17 protein-coding genes are annotated in these 16,846 nt (G+C 70.0%); 9 read left to right on the forward strand and 8 right to left on the reverse strand.

Annotated features, from left to right (window positions below; all coding sequences use genetic code 11):
- Nucleotides 1-28 precede the first annotated feature (28 nt).
- The 5 genes from HB662_RS13265 to HB662_RS13285 all read left to right on the forward strand — a co-directional run bounded on the left by HB662_RS13265 (nt 29) and on the right by HB662_RS13285 (nt 5,318).
- On the forward strand, nt 29-637 hold the full coding sequence (locus HB662_RS13265; RefSeq protein ID WP_168050297.1) for a glutathione S-transferase N-terminal domain-containing protein: 609 nt from the start codon (nt 29-31) through the stop codon (nt 635-637).
- A 94-nt stretch (nt 638-731) separates the two neighbouring features.
- Nucleotides 732-3,017: a DUF3141 domain-containing protein gene (locus tag HB662_RS13270; protein WP_168050298.1), complete on the forward strand. Its 2,286-nt coding sequence runs from the start codon at nt 732-734 to the stop codon at nt 3,015-3,017.
- Nucleotides 3,018-3,159: 142 nt separating this feature from the next.
- Nucleotides 3,160-3,357 (forward strand): hypothetical protein, encoded by a 198-nt coding sequence (locus HB662_RS13275; RefSeq protein ID WP_168050299.1) that lies wholly within the window; start codon nt 3,160-3,162, stop codon nt 3,355-3,357.
- An 87-nt stretch (nt 3,358-3,444) separates the two neighbouring features.
- Nucleotides 3,445-4,398, forward strand: a complete 954-nt coding sequence (locus HB662_RS13280; protein ID WP_168050300.1) for a 3-hydroxyacyl-CoA dehydrogenase — start codon at nt 3,445-3,447, stop codon at nt 4,396-4,398.
- On the forward strand, nt 4,395-5,318 hold the full coding sequence (locus tag HB662_RS13285; RefSeq protein ID WP_168050301.1) for a BKACE family enzyme: 924 nt from the start codon (nt 4,395-4,397) through the stop codon (nt 5,316-5,318). Before HB662_RS13280 ends, HB662_RS13285 begins: the two co-directional genes overlap by 4 nt.
- Nucleotides 5,319-5,322: 4 nt before the next feature.
- Here the strand turns inward: HB662_RS13285 and HB662_RS13290 are convergent, their stop codons facing one another.
- The 5 genes from HB662_RS13290 to HB662_RS13310 form a co-directional block, all read right to left on the reverse strand.
- Nucleotides 5,323-6,009: a hypothetical protein gene (locus HB662_RS13290; RefSeq protein WP_168050302.1), complete on the reverse strand. Its 687-nt coding sequence runs from the start codon at nt 6,007-6,009 to the stop codon at nt 5,323-5,325.
- Nucleotides 6,010-6,089: 80 nt separating this feature from the next.
- Nucleotides 6,090-7,130 (reverse strand): ABC transporter ATP-binding protein, encoded by a 1,041-nt coding sequence (locus tag HB662_RS13295; RefSeq protein ID WP_168050303.1) that lies wholly within the window; start codon nt 7,128-7,130, stop codon nt 6,090-6,092.
- Entirely contained in the window at nt 7,127-8,095 is a 969-nt protein-coding gene (locus tag HB662_RS13300) for an ABC transporter ATP-binding protein (RefSeq protein ID WP_168050304.1), read from the reverse strand. The genes HB662_RS13295 and HB662_RS13300 overlap by 4 nt, the downstream gene beginning before the upstream one ends.
- On the reverse strand, nt 8,092-8,952 hold the full coding sequence (locus HB662_RS13305) for an ABC transporter permease subunit (RefSeq protein ID WP_168050305.1): 861 nt from the start codon (nt 8,950-8,952) through the stop codon (nt 8,092-8,094). Before HB662_RS13305 ends, HB662_RS13300 begins: the two co-directional genes overlap by 4 nt.
- A 61-nt stretch (nt 8,953-9,013) precedes the next feature.
- A complete protein-coding gene (locus tag HB662_RS13310; protein ID WP_168050306.1) occupies nt 9,014-9,991 on the reverse strand; it encodes an ABC transporter permease in 978 nt (325 codons plus the stop codon).
- A gap of 85 nt (nt 9,992-10,076) precedes the next feature.
- Here HB662_RS13310 and HB662_RS13315 point away from each other — a divergent pair, with 85 nt between their 5' ends.
- Genes HB662_RS13315 through HB662_RS13330 form a run of 4 tightly spaced genes read left to right on the forward strand, consistent with a single transcriptional unit; the run spans nt 10,077 to nt 14,759 of the window.
- Nucleotides 10,077-11,663 carry an ABC transporter substrate-binding protein gene (locus HB662_RS13315; protein ID WP_168050307.1) on the forward strand — a complete coding sequence of 529 codons (1,587 nt, stop codon included), beginning with the start codon at nt 10,077-10,079 and terminating at the stop codon, nt 11,661-11,663.
- Complete coding sequence (locus tag HB662_RS13320) at nt 11,663-12,370, forward strand: creatininase family protein (protein WP_168050308.1); 708 nt, start codon at nt 11,663-11,665, stop codon at nt 12,368-12,370. Before HB662_RS13315 ends, HB662_RS13320 begins: the two co-directional genes overlap by 1 nt.
- Entirely contained in the window at nt 12,355-13,365 is a 1,011-nt protein-coding gene (locus HB662_RS13325; RefSeq protein WP_168050309.1) for a ketopantoate reductase family protein, read from the forward strand. Before HB662_RS13320 ends, HB662_RS13325 begins: the two co-directional genes overlap by 16 nt.
- The gene (locus HB662_RS13330) at nt 13,362-14,759 is read left to right on the forward strand and encodes a M20/M25/M40 family metallo-hydrolase (protein ID WP_168050310.1); all 1,398 of its coding nucleotides are present in this window, start codon (nt 13,362-13,364) and stop codon (nt 14,757-14,759) included. Before HB662_RS13325 ends, HB662_RS13330 begins: the two co-directional genes overlap by 4 nt.
- Here HB662_RS13330 and HB662_RS13335 read toward each other — a convergent pair whose 3' ends face one another.
- From HB662_RS13335 to gnd, 3 genes are read right to left on the reverse strand one after another with little or no spacing between them, the layout of a single operon-like run.
- A complete protein-coding gene (locus HB662_RS13335) occupies nt 14,760-15,353 on the reverse strand; it encodes an NAD(P)H-dependent oxidoreductase (RefSeq protein ID WP_168050311.1) in 594 nt (197 codons plus the stop codon). It lies immediately after the preceding gene.
- Nucleotides 15,350-15,844 carry a gluconokinase gene (locus HB662_RS13340; protein WP_168050312.1) on the reverse strand — a complete coding sequence of 165 codons (495 nt, stop codon included), beginning with the start codon at nt 15,842-15,844 and terminating at the stop codon, nt 15,350-15,352. The genes HB662_RS13335 and HB662_RS13340 overlap by 4 nt, the downstream gene beginning before the upstream one ends.
- Nucleotides 15,841-16,818, reverse strand: a complete 978-nt coding sequence (gnd, locus tag HB662_RS13345) for a phosphogluconate dehydrogenase (NAD(+)-dependent, decarboxylating) (protein WP_168050313.1) — start codon at nt 16,816-16,818, stop codon at nt 15,841-15,843. Before gnd ends, HB662_RS13340 begins: the two co-directional genes overlap by 4 nt.
- Nucleotides 16,819-16,846: the final 28 nt, after the last annotated feature.

Genomic DNA, 16,846 nt, shown 5'->3' on the forward strand with positions numbered 1-16,846 from the left:
GGGTGCCGGGACGAGGAGGGGCGACGCGGTGCGGCATTTCTACGGATGGGCGACGCCCAATTCCCAGCGGGTTTCGATCATGCTGGAGGAATGTGGGCTGGAGTATGCGGTGACGGGCGTGAACATCCGCGCCCGCCAGCAATTCGCGCCCGAGATCCTGGCGCTGAACCCCTATGGCAAGATCCCCATCCTGGTCGAGGATGGGCGCGTGATCTTCGAAAGCGGCGCCATCCTGCTGCATCTGGCGGAGCGCCAGGGCGTGCTGCTGGGGGAAGATCGCGCCACCACCCTGTCCTGGCTGATGGTCGCCCTGACCTCCCTCGGCCCCTTCACCGGCCAGGCGCATCACTGGACCGAGCTGGCGCCGGAGAAGCCGGAGGCTGCCCGGGCCCATACCACCGCGCTGGTGGACCGGGTCTATCGCCTGCTGGATGGGCGGCTGGCGGAGGTGCCCTATCTGGCCGGCGTCACCTGCTCCATCGCCGATATTGCCGCCTATCCCTGGGTGGCGAAGCATGGCTGGGCGGACCGCGACCTGGCGCCGACCCCGCATCTGGCGGACTGGTTCGGCCGGATGGGTGACCGGCCGGCGGTCCAGCGCGGCATGGCGATTCCCGCGGGGGCCAGGCTGGAATAGGGCCGAAACTTTCCTGGCGTGCCCCGTTCATCATTCCCAGCTATGCTGCACCGCCGTCGTGGCTCCCCAGGATGGCGATCCAAGGATGCATCGGATGAACGCGCAGACCCCTCCCCCCGGGCGCGAGCTGATGGCCAGGGGCGCCGAAACCCTGTCCCGCTTCGTGGAACAGGCCAATGCCATGGGCGAGGTCGCCCGCAAGCAGATGGCCGCCATGGCCCCAGCCCTCGGCCCGCCGCGCGTGATGGACGGCGCCGGCCCCACCGGCTCGGCATTCTTCGGTCGCTCGCCCTTCGCGCTGATGGCGGATGCCATGGCCTATGCGGTGGATGCGTCGCAGCGTTCCGTCCTGTTCTGGGACACCATGCGCCAGGCCGGCAATGCCTTCACCGAGCACGAGAAGGCCGGCTGCCCGCCGGTGCTGGTCTTCGACTGGGACATGGTGGTGGATGGCCGGCACCTGCCGCGCCGCTGCAACTACGCCCTGGTGCGCATCAAGCCGCCGGAGGGCTTCAAGCCCACCGACCCTGCGATGCGCCCCTTCGTCATCATCGACCCGCGCGCCGGCCATGGCGCCGGCATCGGCGGCTTCAAATCGGACAGCCAGGTGGGCGTCGCCCTGCGCCGCGGCCATCCGGTCTATTTCGTCATCTTCTTCCGCGACCCCGAGCCCGGCCAGACGATCCTCGACATCACCGAGGCCGAGGCGATTTTCCTGCGCAAGATCCACGAACTGCACCCGGAGGCGCAGCGCCCCGTCGTCATCGGCAATTGCCAGGGCGGCTGGGCGGTGATGATGCTCGGCGCCTCCGAGCCGGAGCTGACCGGCCCGCTGGTCCTCAACGGTGCCCCGCTGTCCTACTGGGCCGGCGAGAAGGGCCGCAACCCGATGCGCTATACCGGCGGCCTCGCCGGTGGGTCCTGGCCGGCGGCGCTGCTGGCCGACCTTGGCAACGGCACCTTCGACGGCGCCAACCTGGTGGCCAATTTCGAGAGCCTGTCCCCGGGCAACACCAAGTTCCGCAAGTACTACAATCTGTACGAGAAGGTGGACACCGAGGCCGAGCGCTTCCTGGAGTTCGAGCGCTGGTGGGGCGGCTACTTCCTGATGACGCGGGACGAGATCCGCTGGATTGTCGAGAACCTGTTCATCGGCGACAAATTCGCCCGCGGCGAGATCTCCGCCGGCAAGGGCGCATCCTTCAACATGCGCTCGGTGAAGTCGCCGATCGTGGTCTTCGCCTCGGCCGGCGACAACATCACCCCGCCTGGCCAGGCGCTGCGCTGGATCGCCGACGTCTATCGCGACGAGCAGGAGATCAAGACCCTCGGCCAGACCATCATCTACCTGGTGCATGACGAGATCGGCCATCTCGGCATCTTCGTCTCCGGCAAGGTGGCCAACAAGGAACACACGGAAATCGCCAACACCCTCGACCTGATCGAGAGCGTGGCGCCGGGCCTGTACGAACTCCGCATCACCGGCACCGCCGGCAGCGGGCTGAACACCGGCTACCAGGTGGAGTTGGTGGAGAAGACCGTCGCCGATATCCGCGCCGTCTCCGGCGATGCGGAGAACGAGGCCTTCCCGGCGGTGGCGCGCATCTCCGCGCTGAACCAGATGATCTACGACCTGTTCGCCAGCCCCATCGTGCGGCAATTCGCCACCGAGGAAAGCGCCGAGCTGCGCCGCCAGATGAACCCGATGCGGGCGCGGCGCTACATGGTTAGCGACGCCAACCCGATGATGAAGCCGCTCGGCGCGATGGCGGAGATGGTGCGCGCCAACCGCCAGCCGGTGGCGCCCGACAACCCCTTCGTCGCCATGGAGCGCGCCTGGGCCGACAGCGTCGAGCGCAGCATCGATGCCTGGCGCGACTGGCGCGATTCGCTGCAGGAAACCGCCTTCCATGCGGTCTACGGCACGCTTTCGGCGCTCAATGTGGCATCGGAAGTGCCGACGCTGGATGCGGCGCCTGAGCTGGCCGGGGAGACGCCGGATGTGCGCGCCGCGCTCGACCGGGTGGCGGAGGGTGGCTACGCGGAAGCCGTGGTGCGGATGATGATCCTGCTGGCCAAGGCACGCGGCGGCGTGCGGCGCAGCCGGCTGGCACGCTCCAACGCGCTGCTGACGACGGAGGAGCCCTTCGCGCAGATGACCGCCTCCGCCCGCCAGGCGCTGATCCGGGAGCAGACGGTGGTGGTAGAGATGGCGCCGCAGGAAGCCTTCGACACCCTGGCGAAGCTGCTCGCCACCCCCACCGACCGCCGCCGCGCCCTGGCGACGGTGGAGGATGTGGCCGGACCGGAGGAGGAGCTGGGCGAGCCGGCCCAGGCCATGCTGGCCCGCCTGCGGGCGCTGCTGCTGGACGCGGCGTAGCACTGGTTGATGGCCCGTTGGATTGCCCGGTGGATTCACCACTGGGCAATCGGCGGGTGGGATCATGGCCCTGCGTCCGGTGCCCCGCGCCGGATTCCAAGGCCGCAAAAATTGCGGCGCCGAGGCAAGAGGGCCAACCCCAATGCTGCTGCACCCCACCGGCCAATCCCGGCCCGCCCGCGCGCCCGATTTCGTGGCCGCATCCCTGCTGACCTCCGCCGAAGGCGCGGAAATCCACCTGGTCGCCCGTGATGGCCGCCTGTTGCGTCTGCCGACGGACGAGGCCAATGCCCGCCAGATCATCATCGGCCTGTGGCAGGCGCTGGACCGGGACCGGTAGGCACGGGCCGCGGCGAGACCAGCCAGCCGAAACGGGATTGCGCGCCGCCCTGTGACTTCTATCGTGCCCCTCGTGGGGGAACGACACATGGCGGAAACGCGCAAGGTTGCGATCGTGGGGGCGGGGCTGATCGGCCGCGCCTGGGCCATGATCTTCGCCCGGGCCGGCTGGCGCGCCGCGCTGCACGACCCCTCCCCCGCCGCGCTGGAGGCCGCCCCTGGCCTCTGCCTCGCGGGGCTTCGGGAACTGGCCCGCCATGGGCTGTGCGATGACCCCGATGCCGCCGCCGGCCGCATCGGCATCGCGCACAGCCTGACCGAAGCGCTGGCCGGCGCCGAATTCGTGCAGGAGAACGGGCCGGAGGATGCCGCGATCAAGCGCGCCATCTTCGCGGAACTGGATTTCCTGGCGGCGCCGGATTGCATCCTCGCCTCCTCCACCAGCGCCATCCCGGCCTCCGTCTTCACCGAGGGGCTGGCCGGGCGGGCGCGCTGCCTGGTGGCGCATCCGGTCAACCCGCCGCATCTGGTGCCGGTGGTGGAACTGTCCGGCGCGCCCTGGACGGCGCCGGAAACCATCGACCGTGCGCGAAAGATCTTCACCGGCATCGGCCAGGCACCGATCACGGTGAAGCGGGAGATCGAGGGCTTCATCCTCAACCGCCTGCAGGGCGCCCTGCTGGCCGAGGCCTTTCGCCTGGTGCAGGAGGGCTATGTCTCGCCGCAGGACCTCGACACCACGGTGAGCGAGGGCCTCGGCCTGCGCTGGTCCTTCCTCGGTCCTTTCGCGACCATCGAGCTGAACGCCCCGGGCGGCATCCCGGACTATTGCGCGCGCTACGGCCCGTTCTACGGGCGCATCGCCGCCGCACCGCCCAGCCCGGCCGTCTTCGGGGCGGAGGGTATCGGGCGGATCATGGAGCAATGGGGCGCCTCGCCGCCGCGCGAGGAAATCGCCCGGCGCAGCGCCCGGCGTGACGCCAGGCTGGCCGCGCTGGCGGCGCATAAGAAGCAGCAATCAAAGGGGGAGAACGGCGCATGAGCCGCAAAGTCATCATCACCTGCGCGGTGACCGGCGCGATCCATACGCCGAGCATGTCGCCACACCTGCCGATCACGGCGGAGCAGATCGCCGATGCCGCGATCGGCGCGGCGGAGGCGGGCGCCGCCATCGTCCACCTGCATGCGCGCAACCCGCAGGATGGCCGCCCGGATCAGTCGCCGGAGGCCTTCGCGCCCTTCCTGCGTGTCATCAAGCAGCGCAGCGACTGCGTGATCAACATCACCACCGGCGGCGCGCCGACCATGACCATCGAGCAGCGGGTGAAGCCGGCGGCGAGCTTCGCACCGGAGGTGGCTTCGCTGAACATGGGCTCGATGAACTTCGGCCTGTTCGGCATGCTGAACCGGTTCAAGGATTTCCAGCATGACTGGGAACAGCCCTACCTCGCCAACAAGGACATCCTGTTCCGCAACACCTTCGGCGACATCGAGTACATCCTGAAGACCTGCTCGGAGAACAACACGCGCTTCGAGTTCGAGTGCTACGACACCTCGCATTTGTACAACCTGAAGTATTTCCTCGACCAGGGCCTGGTGAAGGCGCCGCTGTTCATCCAGACGGTGTTCGGCCTGCAGGGCGGCATCGGCGCGCATCCCGAAGACGTCATGCACATGAAGCGCACGGCGGACCGGCTGTTCGGCGATAGCTACCGTTGGTCCGTGCTCGGCGCCGGCCGCAACCAGCTGCCGATCGCGGCGATGGCGGCGGCGATGGGCGGCAATATCCGCGTCGGGCTGGAGGACAGCCTGTGGGGCGGCCCCGGTCGCCTGGCGCGCAGCAATGCCGAACAGGTCCGCAGCGCACGGCAGATCATCGAGGGGCTGGGCCTGTCGGTGGCCACGCCGGAGGAAGCGCGGGAAATCCTGTCGCTGAAGGGCGGCGACCGGGTGAATTTCTGACGGATCAGCCGTGGATGTTGCCGTTGCGCGCCGACCAGCGATAGGTGATCTCGCCATATTGCCGGCCGACGATGCGCAGCGGCAGCGTCGGCGCGTAGATCTCCATGGCGTAGGCGGGGCGGTAGTCGCAGACCAGCTTGCCGGTGGCATCGGTGATGTACACCCAGGTCGACGGCCCGACCCGCCAGGTGACGCCGCCATGATTGGCGATGGTCATCGCCACGATACCCCGCCCGGAGGCGCCGTAGTTGCGGACGGATTTGATGAAGGGCCGGTAGCGCGCCGGCTCATTCGCCACAGCCTGGGCGATGATGCCGTCCTCATGGTCCTCGACCAGCGCCTTCACCACGCCCGTCACCATGGTGGCGCCGGAGCCGATGGCGCCGCCGGCGAGCGAGACCACGGTGCCCAGCCCCCACAGCGCCACATCCCCGGGCTGCGGCGCATTGCCCGAAATCACCCAGACCGCCGGCTGCACCAGCGAACCGGCCAGCCCACCCGCCGCGCCGCGCAGGCCGAGCCGCCCGGCATCGGCGGCACCGCGCTCAATCAGGTGGCTCAGCGTCTCGGAGGCGATGGTCTGCGCCACCTCCCGCCCGGTGTTGGAGGAGTTGTTGATCAGGTCGGTGATGCCGTTGGAGGTCGCCGGCGGCGTGAAATCCCCGGCTGCGGGCTGCGTGCTTCCGCTCATCGGCTATTGTTCCTGGCTGCCTCGTCCGGCGCAGGTTAATCGCGGCCGACCGTTACTGCGTTTCGCTCTGCTTCACGCGTTCATGCGTGATGGCAGGCGACCAGCGCGCCATCCTCGCGCGGCGTCAGCAGCGGGCGTTCGGCACGGCAGATGTCGGTGGCCTTCGGGCAGCGCGGATGGAAGGCGCAGCCGGGCGGTGGCGACAGCGGCGAGGGCAATTCGCCGGCAATCGGCTTGAAGCTCGCCGCCGCATCGCCGTCCAGCCGCAGCTTCGGCACGCTGTCCAGCAGCCCCTGGGTGTAGGGGTGGCGTGGCGCCGCGTAGATCACGCGGGAGAACCCGCTCTCGACGATGCGGCCGAGATACATGATGGCGACGCGATCGCTGACATGCCGCACCACCGACAGATCATGCGAGATGAAGACGCAGGTCAGCCCCAGGTCGCGCCGCAGATCGAGGAACAGGTTCAGGATCTGCGCCTGGATCGACACATCCAGCGAGGCCACCGGCTCGTCGCAGACCAGCATTTCGGGCTGCATCGCCAAGGCGCGGGCGATGGCCACGCGCTGGCGCTGCCCGCCGGAGAATTGGTGCGGGAAGCGCGTGGCGAAGGCGGGGTCCAGGCCGACCCGCGCCAGCCATTCCGCCACCATCCGCGGCGCCTCCGCCCGCGTGGTCAGGCCATGGGTGACGGGGCCTTCCGCGATGGTCTCGCCGATGCGCATGCGCGGGTTCAGGGACGCGAAGGGGTCCTGGAACACGGTCTGGATGCGCGTGGTGGATTTGCGCCGGCCGCTCATCGGCGGCTGGCCGGAGACCAGCACGCGGCCTTCCGTCGGCGCCAGGATGCCGGCCAGCATGCGGCCCAGCGTGGATTTGCCGCAGCCGCTTTCGCCCACCAGGCCCAGCGTCTCGCCGGCCGTGACAGAGAGCGAGACATCCGACACCGCCTGCACCGCGCGCTTTTCCACCTGCGCGCCCAGCGCGCCGGCGATGCGGTCGCCGAGCGACAGGCGCGGGTCGAAGCGTTTGGTCACGCCCTCGGCGACGAGGACCTGATCCGGAAGCGGCCGATTCACGGCGGCGCGGCCTTCGCCGCTCTGCCGATCGGACGCGCTCATGCCGCCAGCCCCAGCGGGTGATGGCAGCGGAACAGCCGGTCGCCCATGGCGACATCCGGCGGGTCCGTCGCACAGACCGCATCGGCGCGCGGGCAGCGCGGCGCGAAGGGGCAGCCGGGCGGCAGGGAAAGCAGGCTCGGCGTGGTGCCGGGAATCTGGTTCAGCTTCTCGCCCGGCAGGGCCGTGGCCGGCAGGCTGTCCAGCAGGCCGCGCGTATAGTGGTGGCGCGGGTCGCGCAGCACCTCCCCCACCCGTCCCGATTCCACGATGCGGCCGGCATACATGACCAGCAGCCGGTCCGCGAGGGAGGAGACGGTGGCGAGGTCGTGGCTGATCCAGACCAGCGCAGTGCCGGTCTCCCTCGCCAGTTTCTGCATCTCCGCCAGGATCTGCGCCTGGATGGAAACGTCCAACGCCGTCGTCGGCTCATCCGCGATGATCAGGTCCGGGCCATGCAGCAGGGCGGTCGCGATCGCCACGCGCTGGCGCATGCCGCCGGAGAATTCATGTGGATAGGCATCCAGCCGCGCCGCCGCATCCGGGATGCCGACGCGGGTCAGCGTGCGCGCCGCAAGATCCCGCGCCGCCGCCTCGCCGGCGCCGCCATGCGCGCGGACGGCCAGCGCCATCTGCTGGCCGATGGTCAGCACCGGGTTCAGCGTCGCAGCAGGGTCCTGGAAGACCATGGCGATGCGCTTGCCGCGCAGCTTCCGCATGTCGCCCTGCGCCAGGCCCACCAGTTCCTGCCCATCGAAGCGGATGGAGCCGGAGACGATGCGACCGGGCGGATCGACCAGGCCGATCAGCGAGAAGCCGGTGACGGACTTGCCCGAGCCGCTTTCGCCGACAAGGCCGAGGATCTCGCCCCGCGCCAGGCTGAAGGACACGCCCTCCACCGCGCGGACCACGCCGGCACGGGTGAAGAAATGCGTGCGCAGATCGCGCACTTCGAGAAGCGCGCTCATCGGCGGAGGCGCGGGTTGAACTGGTCGCGGATCTGGTCGCCGACGATGTTGATGGCGACGATCAGCAGGATCAGCGCGATGCCGGGATACACCGAGATCCAGGCGCGCCCGTTCATCATGTAGGGGAAGCCATTGGCGATCAGCATGCCCAGCGAAGGCTCGGTCGGCGGCAGGCCGAGGCCGAGGAAGGACAGCGTGGCCTCCAGCGCGATGGCATTCGCCACCTGCACCGTGCCCACGACGATCAGCGGCGGCAGGCAGTTCGGCAGGATGTGGCGCAGCACCACCCGCCAGCTCGGCAGCGGCGTGGCGGAGGCGGCCTCCACATAGTCCTTCTGCCGTTCCGCCGTGGCGGCGCCATAGGCGGTGCGGGCGAAATACGCGTATTGCGCGGCCACCAGCGCGATGATGAGCTGCGACTTCCCCTGCCCCAGCACCGCCACCAGCACCAGCGCCAGCAGGATCGCGGGGAAGGAGAGTTGCAGGTCCACCACCCGCATCACCAGCGCCTCCACCCAGCCGCCGAGATGCGCCGAGAGGATGCCCAGCGTGGCGCCCAGCGTCATCGCCACCGCGCCCGCCACAAGCCCCATCTGCAGCGAGATGCGCAGCCCGTAGAGAATGGCCGAGAGCAGGTCCCGCCCCTGCGCATCCGTACCGAGCCAATGCACATACTCGCCGGAACCGACGAAGCCCGGCGGCCGGCGCGCATCCATCAGGTCCAGGATCGCGAGGTCGTAGGGATTCTGGGGTGCGAAGATCGGCGCCGTCAGCGCCGCCAGCACGACCAGCACGACGACGGCAAGTGCCACCACCGCCACCCAATTCTCACGGTATTCGCGCCAGAAGCTTTTCACGGGCGCATCCGATTCAGCTCTCCGGTTCGCGCCGGCTGCGCCCTGCGCCGATCGGATGCGGTCATGCTGCGCGTCCGCCCCGTCGCAGCCGCGGATCGAGCAGCGCGTAGGACAGGTCCACAACCAGGTTGATCACCACGAAGAAGAAGGCGACCAGCACCAGATAGGCGACCATCACCGGCCGATCGAGCGAGGTGATGGAATCGATGATCAGCTTGCCGACGCCGGGCCAGGAGAAGATCGTCTCCGTCACCACGGCGAAAGCGAGCGTCGAGGCGAATTCCAGCCCGAACACCGTCACCAGCGGAATCGAGATCAGCCGCAGCACATGCCGCCGCAGGATGGTGAACTCGGACAGGCCCGCCGCGCGGGCGAACTTTACCGTATCCGTCAGCATGATCTCCCGCGTGCCGGCGCGCGCCAGGCGGATCATCATGGCCAGCTTGAACAGCGACAGGTTCAGCGCCGGCAGCACCAGGTAGCTCAGCCCCTCCAGCGACAGGAAGGACCAGCCGATGCCGAAGACCTCCACCAGCGGCCCGCGGTCGCCTGCCGGCAGCCAGCCGAGATTGACGGCGAAGGTCAGGATCAGCAGCAGCCCGACCCAGAAGGTCGGCACCGAGAACCCCAGCACCGACACCGCCATGATGGCGCGCGACGACACCGCATCCGGCCGGTAGCCCGCATAGATGCCGAGCGGAATGCCGATGAAGGCGCCGATCAGCACGGAGGCCAAGGCGAGTTCCAGCGTCGCCGGCAGCCGGGCCAGCACCAGTTCCAGCACCGGGATGTCGAAAACGAAGGACCGCCCGAAATCGCCCGAGAGCAGCCGCCCGAGGAAGGCGAAATACTGTTGCCACAGCGGCAGGTCCAAACCGTAGCGGCGGATCGTATCCTCCCGGATGTCCTGCGTCGCATCCGGGGAGATCAGCACGTCGATCGGATTGCCGATGGCGTATACGCCAACGAACACCAGCGCCGACATGGCAAGCATGACGCCGGCGGATTGGAGGAGTCGCTGGATGATGAAGCCGAGCATTGCGATGCAGTATCGGGGCATGGACAGCGGACGCAAGCCGTTCCTACCATCGGCGCGACAGGACGCTTCCCCGGGGGATCGAAAAATGACCCAGACCTTCCGCCGCCTTGCCCTGGCGGCCACCACCAGCCTGCTGATGACGGGTGTCGCAGGCGCGCAGACCCTGAACCTCGGCGTCCGCGCCGGGCCGGAGGGCGTGGACCCGCATTTCACCGCCACCGGCACGCATGCCGAGGCGCTAAAGCACGTCTTCGACACGCTGGTGACCAGCGGCGACAATCTGCAATTGCTGCCGGGCATTGCCGAAAGCTGGCGCCCGGTCGATGCCACCACCTGGGAATTCAAGCTGCGCCAGGGCGTCACCTTCCATGACGGCAGCCCGATGACGGCGGAGGATGTGGTCGCCTCCATCCGCCGCATGCAGGTGCTGTCTGGCCCGAACCCGACGCGCATCTATGTCCGCAACGTGCAGGACCTGCGGATCGTCGACCCGCATACGCTGCATGTCATCACCTCCGGCCCCGCGCCGACGCTGCCGAACGATTTCATCCGCGTCTTCATCACCAGCGCCCGCGCCACCGCCGGCCTGACGCCGGAGACCAGCAACGAGGCCTTCAACACCGGCCGCGCCGCCATCGGCACCGGCCCCTACCGCTTCGTCTCCTGGACCCCGCGGGAGCAGTTCGTGGTGGAGCGCAACGACAGCTACTGGGGCGGCCGTCAGCCCTGGGCGCGGCACATCCGCCGCGAGATCCCGAACGACGCGGCCCGCGTGGCGCAGCTTCGCACCGGCCAGGTGGACATGATCGTGCGCGTGCCGGCGGCCGATGTCTCGACGCTGGAGCGCGACCGGGCGCTGCGGGTGGTGAAGGCGGACACCGTCTATGTCTTCAACCTGCAGCTGGACTACCGCGAGACCACGCCGCAGGTGACGGCCAAGGACGGCTCCGCCCTGCCTGCCAACCCCTATCGCGACATCAGGGTGCGGGAGGCGATGGACCTCGCGGTGGATCGTCGCGCCCTGGCCGAAATCGCCATGGAAGGCCTCGGCGCGCCGCAGGGGCAGATGGTGACGCCGGGCATCTTCGGCTTCAACCCGAACATCCCGATCCCGACGCCGAACCTGGCACGCGCCCGCACGCTGCTGGCCGAGGCCGGCTATCCCAACGGGTTCAGGATGGTGCTGAATTTCACCAACAACCGCCTGCCGGGCGACAATGGCGTGGGCACAGCGCTCGCCCAGATGTTCGCCCGCATCGGCATCGAGGTGCAGGCCGCCGGCCAGCCAGCCGCCGTCATCTTTCCCGCGCGTGCGCGCGGCGAGCTGTCGAACATCATGGCCGGCTGGGGCACGCTCACGGGCGAGGCGAACTACTACTATTCGGCCAATGCCCACACCAACAACCCGGCGCTGCGCCTCGGCGCCTTCAACTGGCATGGCTATTCCAACCCGGAGATGGACCGCCTGATCCAGGCCGCCGGCGTCGAGCTGGACGAGAAGAAGCGGGAGGCGCTGCTGCAGGAAATCGGCGCGCTGTTCACGCGGGAACGCGTCGGCATGCCGCTGGCCTCCGTCGGCAGCGCCTGGGCGATGCGGCGGGACCGGGTGAACCTGGTGCGGGCGCGCACGGATGAGGACACGCTGGCGATGGACATCGTGCCGACGCGCTGATGTTCGTCCCCGAGCACAATTGGAAGGATATCGAGGCGCGGCTGCGCCTCGATGACCGTTGCGTGCTGCCGCTGGGCAGCACGGAACAGCATGCGCAGCTTTCCCTCGCCACCGATGCCATCCTGGCGGAACGCGTGGCGCGCGAAGCGGCCGCGCCGCTCGGCGTACCGGTCTTCCCGGTGATGCCCTTCGGCCTCGCGCCCTATTTCGCCGAATTCCCGGGCAGCCTTTCGCTGCGCGTCACCACGCTGCTGGCGGTGATGCGCGACCTGGTGGAGAGCGTCACGCGCGTGGGCTTCCGGCGCGTGCTGGTGGTGAACGGCCATGGCGGCAATGCACCCGTGGCCGCGCTGCTGCAGGAGATGATGGCGGAAACCCCCGGCCTCAGCCTGAAATTCCACAACTGGTACAACACGCCACGGGTCTGGGCCGCGGCGATGGCGGCGGATGCCTCCGCCAGCCATGGCAACTGGTTCGAGAATTACCCCTGGACCCGCCTGCCCCACGCCCCCGCGCCGGAAGGCCGCAAGCCCGTGCCGGACCTCGCGCGCATGAAGGCCAGCGGCCCCGCGCAGACGCGCGACATACTGGGCGACGGCGCCTTCGGCGGCCCGTGGCAGATCGACGACGCGACAATGCAGGCCATCTGGGAGATCGGCGTGGCCGAGACCCGTGAGGCGTTGGAGGGACCATGGCAGACCCGATAATCATCTGGGGCGCCGGCGCCATCGGCGGCACGCTCGGCGCGCATTGGGCGCGCGCCGGGCACGACGTGCTGCTGGTGGACACCGTGGCGGAACATGTCGAGGCCTGCCGCACGCGCGGCCTGCACATCAGCGGCCCGGTCGCCGAATTCACGCAGGTGATTCCGGCGGTGACCCCGGCGGAACTCACCGGCACCTATTCCCGCATCGTCCTTGCCGTGAAGGCGCAGGCGACGGAGGCCGCCATCCCCATGCTGGCGCCGCATCTGGCGCCCGATGGCTTCGTCTTCTCCGCCCAGAACGGCCTGAACGAGATCGCCTTGTCGCGCGCCTTCGGCGCCGATCGCGTGATGGGCTGCTTCGTCAATTTCGGCGCCGACTGGCACGGCCCGGGCGAGATCCTGTTCGGCAATCGCAGCGCATTGGTGATCGGCGAGCTGGACGGCGTGACGCGGCCGCGGACGGAGGCGATGTTCGCGCTGTGCCGGGAATTCGAGCCGGATGCGATCCTGACCGACGACATCTGGTCCTATCTCTGGGGCAAGATGGCCTATGGCGCCATGCTGTTCGCCACCGCCCTGAACGATGACAGCATGAGCGCCAATTTCGGCGACCCCGCCCGCCTGCCCGCCTGGCTCGCCCTGGGCCGTGAAGTGGTCGCCACCGCCCTCGCGCATGGCGTGACGCCGCGCGGCTTCGGCGAATTCCGCCCCATGGCCTTCGCACCCGGCGTGCCGGATGCGGAAGGCAAGGCCGTGGTGGATTGGCTGCGCGATTTCAACGCGGTCGGCGCCAAGACCCATTCCGGCATCTGGCGCGACCTGGCGGTCCGCAAGCGCAAGACGGAAGCGGATGCACAGATCGGCCTGGTGCCAGGCCTGGCCGCGGAGAAGGGCATCCCCGTGTCGGTGATGGAACGGCTCTGCGCGCTGATCGCGGATATCGAGACCGGCCGGCGCACGCAGTCCGCCGAGACCTTCGCGGCCCTGCTGGCATGAAAGACCCCGTCCTCGACCACCTTCTGGCCGACCGCACGGCCTTCGTCGCGCGCCTTGCGGCCCTGGTCGCCTGCCCCTCCGTCTCGACCGACCCGGCCTATGCGCGAGGCATGGCGGAGGCGCGGGACTGGTGGTGCGCGCGGCTGGCCGCGCTCGGCTTCCAGGATGTGCGGGAAGTGGCGGCCGGCGGCCATGCCGCCATCACCGCGCGCTGGCATGGCGCCGGGCCCAGCGCGCCGACGCTGCTGGTCTATGGCCATTACGACGTGCAGCCGCCGGACCCGGTGGCCGCCTGGTCCTCTCCGCCCTTCTCGCTGACGCCGCGCAACGGCCGCCTGCACGGCCGCGGCGTCTCCGACGACAAGGGGCCTTCCCTGCTCGCGATCGAGACGCTGGGCGCCTTCCTGGCAGTGGAGGGAAAGCTGCCCTGCAACGTCACCCTGCTGCTGGAGGGCGAGGAGGAAGTCGGCTCCGCGACGCTTGGCCGCATCCTGGAGCAGAACCGCGCGCTGTTTGCCGCGGATGCGGTGCTGTCCGCCGATGGCGCGCGCTGGCGGGCGGACCTGCCGACCATCACCGTCGCCACCCGCGGCGTGGCGGCGCTGGAGCTTTCGGTGCGCAGCGCGGGGAAGGATCTGCATTCCGGCCGCTATGGCGGCGTGGTGGCGAATGCGGCGCAGGCCCTGGCGCAGCTCATCGCCTCGCTGCGCGATGGACAGGGCGAGATCGCCGTGCCGGGCTTTGCCGATGGCGCGACCCCGCCCAGCGCGGCGGAGCGTGCGGCCCTGGCGGCCATTCCCTTCGACGTGCCGGCGCATGATGCCAGCATCGGCGCGCCGCCGAGCGGGCTGAGCACGGCGCAATTCCTCGAACGCCTCTGGCTGCGCCCGACGCTGGAGGTGAACGGGATGTGGGGCGGCTATACCGGCCCCGGCGGCAAGACCGTGATCCCTAACCAGGCGCAGGCGAAACTGTCGATGCGCCTGGTGCCGGGGCAGGACCCGGCGCGGGTGGTGGCCGCCGTCGCCGCGCATCTGCGCGCCCATTGCCCGCCCGGCGTGGCGCTGGAGATCAGCACGCATCGCGATGGCAGCCAGGCCACCGCCGTGCCGCCGGCGCACCCGCTGCTGCTGGCGGCGGAGGCCGCGCTGGAATCCACCACCGGCACCAAACCGCTGCGCGTGCGGATGGGCGCCACCCTGCCGCTGACGGATATCGTCCAGCGCGTGCTGGGGCTGCACACCGTCATGTTCTCCTTCGCCACGGCGGATGAGGATTTCCACGCGCCGGACGAGAATTGGCGGGAGAGCGCGATCCCGGAAGGGTTCGCCGCCTGGGTCGCGCTGCTGCGCCGCGTGGGCGGGCTGAAGCGAGGGGATTTCGCCCCCGCTTGATCAGGCGGCGGCGGCGCCGAGCTTCCGCAGCCTGTCCAGCCAGGCCTGACGCCGCGCCGGGCTGCCGCCCGCGACATTGCCCAGCAGCGTCCAGCGCACCGGCTTCAGCCCGACGAAGCGCAGCGTGTTGCGCTCCAGGCTGCGCAGGCTATGGGCGCGGAAGAACACCCGGTACAGCATCGCCGGCATCCCCATGGTCACCACGAGCCGCACCGACCGGCCGCGCAGCAGCCCCGCATCCAGGCCGCGCGCCCCGCGCGGGAAGGCGAAGCCCGGCCGCAGCACCTGCTCGAAGAACGCCTTGAGAGCGGCGGGAATATCCCCGAGCCAGAGCGGCGTCAGGATGACGATATGTTCCGCCGCGGCGAGGGCAGCCTGGGCGGCGGCGACATCCGGTGGCGCCTCCGCCTCCCATTCCGCGGCGGAGCGCAGGGGTGCGAAGGCCAACCGCGCCACATCCAGCCGCGTCACCGCATGGCCGGCCTGGCGTGCGCCCTCGGCATAGGCGTCGGCCAGGGCGTGAATCAGTCGCGCAGGGTCGGGGTCCGGGTGCCCATCCAGGATCAGGATGCGGCGGCCGGACCCGGTGTTCATTGGCGGAGGGCGGAGATCGCCGCCTCGGCCAGGGCATCCGGCGTGGCGGCCACATCCAGCAGGATGGCGCCTTCCTCCGGCGCCGGGGGTTCCAGCGTGGCGAACTGGCTCGCCACCAGGCTCGCCGGCATGAAGTGGCCCTGCCGCGCCGCCTGCCGCGCCGCCACCAGCGCCAGGTCGCCCTGTAGGAAGACCAGCCGCAGCCCCGGTGCGGCCACCCGCAGCCGGTCGCGATAGGCGCGCTTCAGGGCCGAACAGGTGACCACGCAGCCCACCCCCTCATGCGCCGCCAGATGCGCGCCGATGGCGTCCAGCCAGGGGGCGCGGTCGGTATCGTCCAGCGGCGCGCCGCGGCTCATCTTCGCGACATTGGCCGGTGGATGGAAGGCATCCGCATCGTCGAAGCGCAGCCCGAGCCGATGCGCGATCAGCGGCCCGACGGTGGATTTTCCCGCGCCCGAGACGCCCATCACCAGGACCAGATGGCTCATTTCGGCTCCAGATGCCCGCCGAAGGCGTTCCGCATGGCCGAGAGCGAGCGGTCCGCGAAGGGTGCCTCCTGCCGCGAGCGGAAGCGCGAGTACAGCGCGGCGGAGAGCACCGGCGCCGGCACCGCGGCCTCGATCGCCGCCTGCACCGCCCAGCGCCCCTCGCCGCTGTCGCCGACCCGGCCGGAATAGCCCGAAAGCTCCCCATCCGCCGCCAGCGCCTGCGCCGTGAGGTCGAGCAGCCAGGAGGCGACGACGGAACCCCGGCGCCAGGCCTCGGTGATGTCGGGCACGTCGAGGTCGAGGCGCAGCTCCGGCGCCACCGCCTCGCTGCCCTGCTGGCGGAGCAGTTCCAGCCCCTCCGCCATCGCCTGCATCATCCCGTATTCGACGGCGTTGTGGACCATCTTGGTGAAGTGCCCGGCGCCATTGGCGCCGCAATGGACATAGCCCTGCGGCGGGCGCGGATCGGCCGCGGCGCTGCGGCCGGGCGTGGGGGCGGCCGCTTCCTCCCCGGGCGCGAGCGCCTTGAAGACCGGGTCCAGACGTTCCACCGGCGCGGCGGGCCCGCCGATCATCAGGCAATAGCCGCGCGCCAGGCCCCAGACGCCGCCGGAGGTGCCGATGTCCAGCATGTCGATACCGGCCTCCCGCAGCAGCCCCGCGCGGCGGATCGCGTCCTTCCACATGCCGTTGCCGCCATCGATGGCGACATCGCCGGGCGACAGTAGACCGCCGAGCTGCGCCACCGCGTCTTCCGTCGCCGCCCCGGCCGGCAGCATCACCCAGACGGCGCGCGGCGCGGCCAGGCGGCGCACCAGGTCGGGCAGGTCCGTCGCCGCCTCGGCACCCTCCGCCGCCAGCGCGGCCACCACCGCCGGGTCGCGGTCCCAGACCACGCAGCCAATGCCGGCCCGCATCAGGCGCCGCACCAGATTGCCGCCCATGCGGCCCAGGCCGACCATGCCGAGTTGCATCCCGAACCCTCCCCGTTTCCCGCGCAGG

This window comes from Falsiroseomonas frigidaquae (genome assembly GCF_012163145.1).
Classification (GTDB): domain Bacteria; phylum Pseudomonadota; class Alphaproteobacteria; order Acetobacterales; family Acetobacteraceae; genus Falsiroseomonas; species Falsiroseomonas frigidaquae.

Coding starts and splice junctions, on each gene's coding strand:
- HB662_RS13270 (WP_168050298.1), top strand. CDS start 732: ATGAACGCGCAGACCCCTCCCCCCGGGCGCGAGCTGATGGCCAGGGGC.
- HB662_RS13275 (WP_168050299.1), top strand. CDS start 3,160: ATGCTGCTGCACCCCACCGGCCAATCCCGGCCCGCCCGCGCGCCCGAT.
- HB662_RS13280 (WP_168050300.1), top strand. CDS start 3,445: ATGGCGGAAACGCGCAAGGTTGCGATCGTGGGGGCGGGGCTGATCGGC.
- HB662_RS13285 (WP_168050301.1), top strand. CDS start 4,395: ATGAGCCGCAAAGTCATCATCACCTGCGCGGTGACCGGCGCGATCCAT.
- HB662_RS13290 (WP_168050302.1), bottom strand. CDS start 6,009: ATGAGCGGAAGCACGCAGCCCGCAGCCGGGGATTTCACGCCGCCGGCG.
- HB662_RS13295 (WP_168050303.1), bottom strand. CDS start 7,130: ATGAGCGCGTCCGATCGGCAGAGCGGCGAAGGCCGCGCCGCCGTGAAT.
- HB662_RS13300 (WP_168050304.1), bottom strand. CDS start 8,095: ATGAGCGCGCTTCTCGAAGTGCGCGATCTGCGCACGCATTTCTTCACC.
- HB662_RS13310 (WP_168050306.1), bottom strand. CDS start 9,991: ATGCTCGGCTTCATCATCCAGCGACTCCTCCAATCCGCCGGCGTCATG.
- HB662_RS13315 (WP_168050307.1), top strand. CDS start 10,077: ATGACCCAGACCTTCCGCCGCCTTGCCCTGGCGGCCACCACCAGCCTG.
- HB662_RS13320 (WP_168050308.1), top strand. CDS start 11,663: ATGTTCGTCCCCGAGCACAATTGGAAGGATATCGAGGCGCGGCTGCGC.
- HB662_RS13325 (WP_168050309.1), top strand. CDS start 12,355: ATGGCAGACCCGATAATCATCTGGGGCGCCGGCGCCATCGGCGGCACG.
- HB662_RS13330 (WP_168050310.1), top strand. CDS start 13,362: ATGAAAGACCCCGTCCTCGACCACCTTCTGGCCGACCGCACGGCCTTC.
- HB662_RS13335 (WP_168050311.1), bottom strand. CDS start 15,353: ATGAACACCGGGTCCGGCCGCCGCATCCTGATCCTGGATGGGCACCCG.
- HB662_RS13340 (WP_168050312.1), bottom strand. CDS start 15,844: ATGAGCCATCTGGTCCTGGTGATGGGCGTCTCGGGCGCGGGAAAATCC.
- gnd (WP_168050313.1), bottom strand. CDS start 16,818: ATGCAACTCGGCATGGTCGGCCTGGGCCGCATGGGCGGCAATCTGGTG.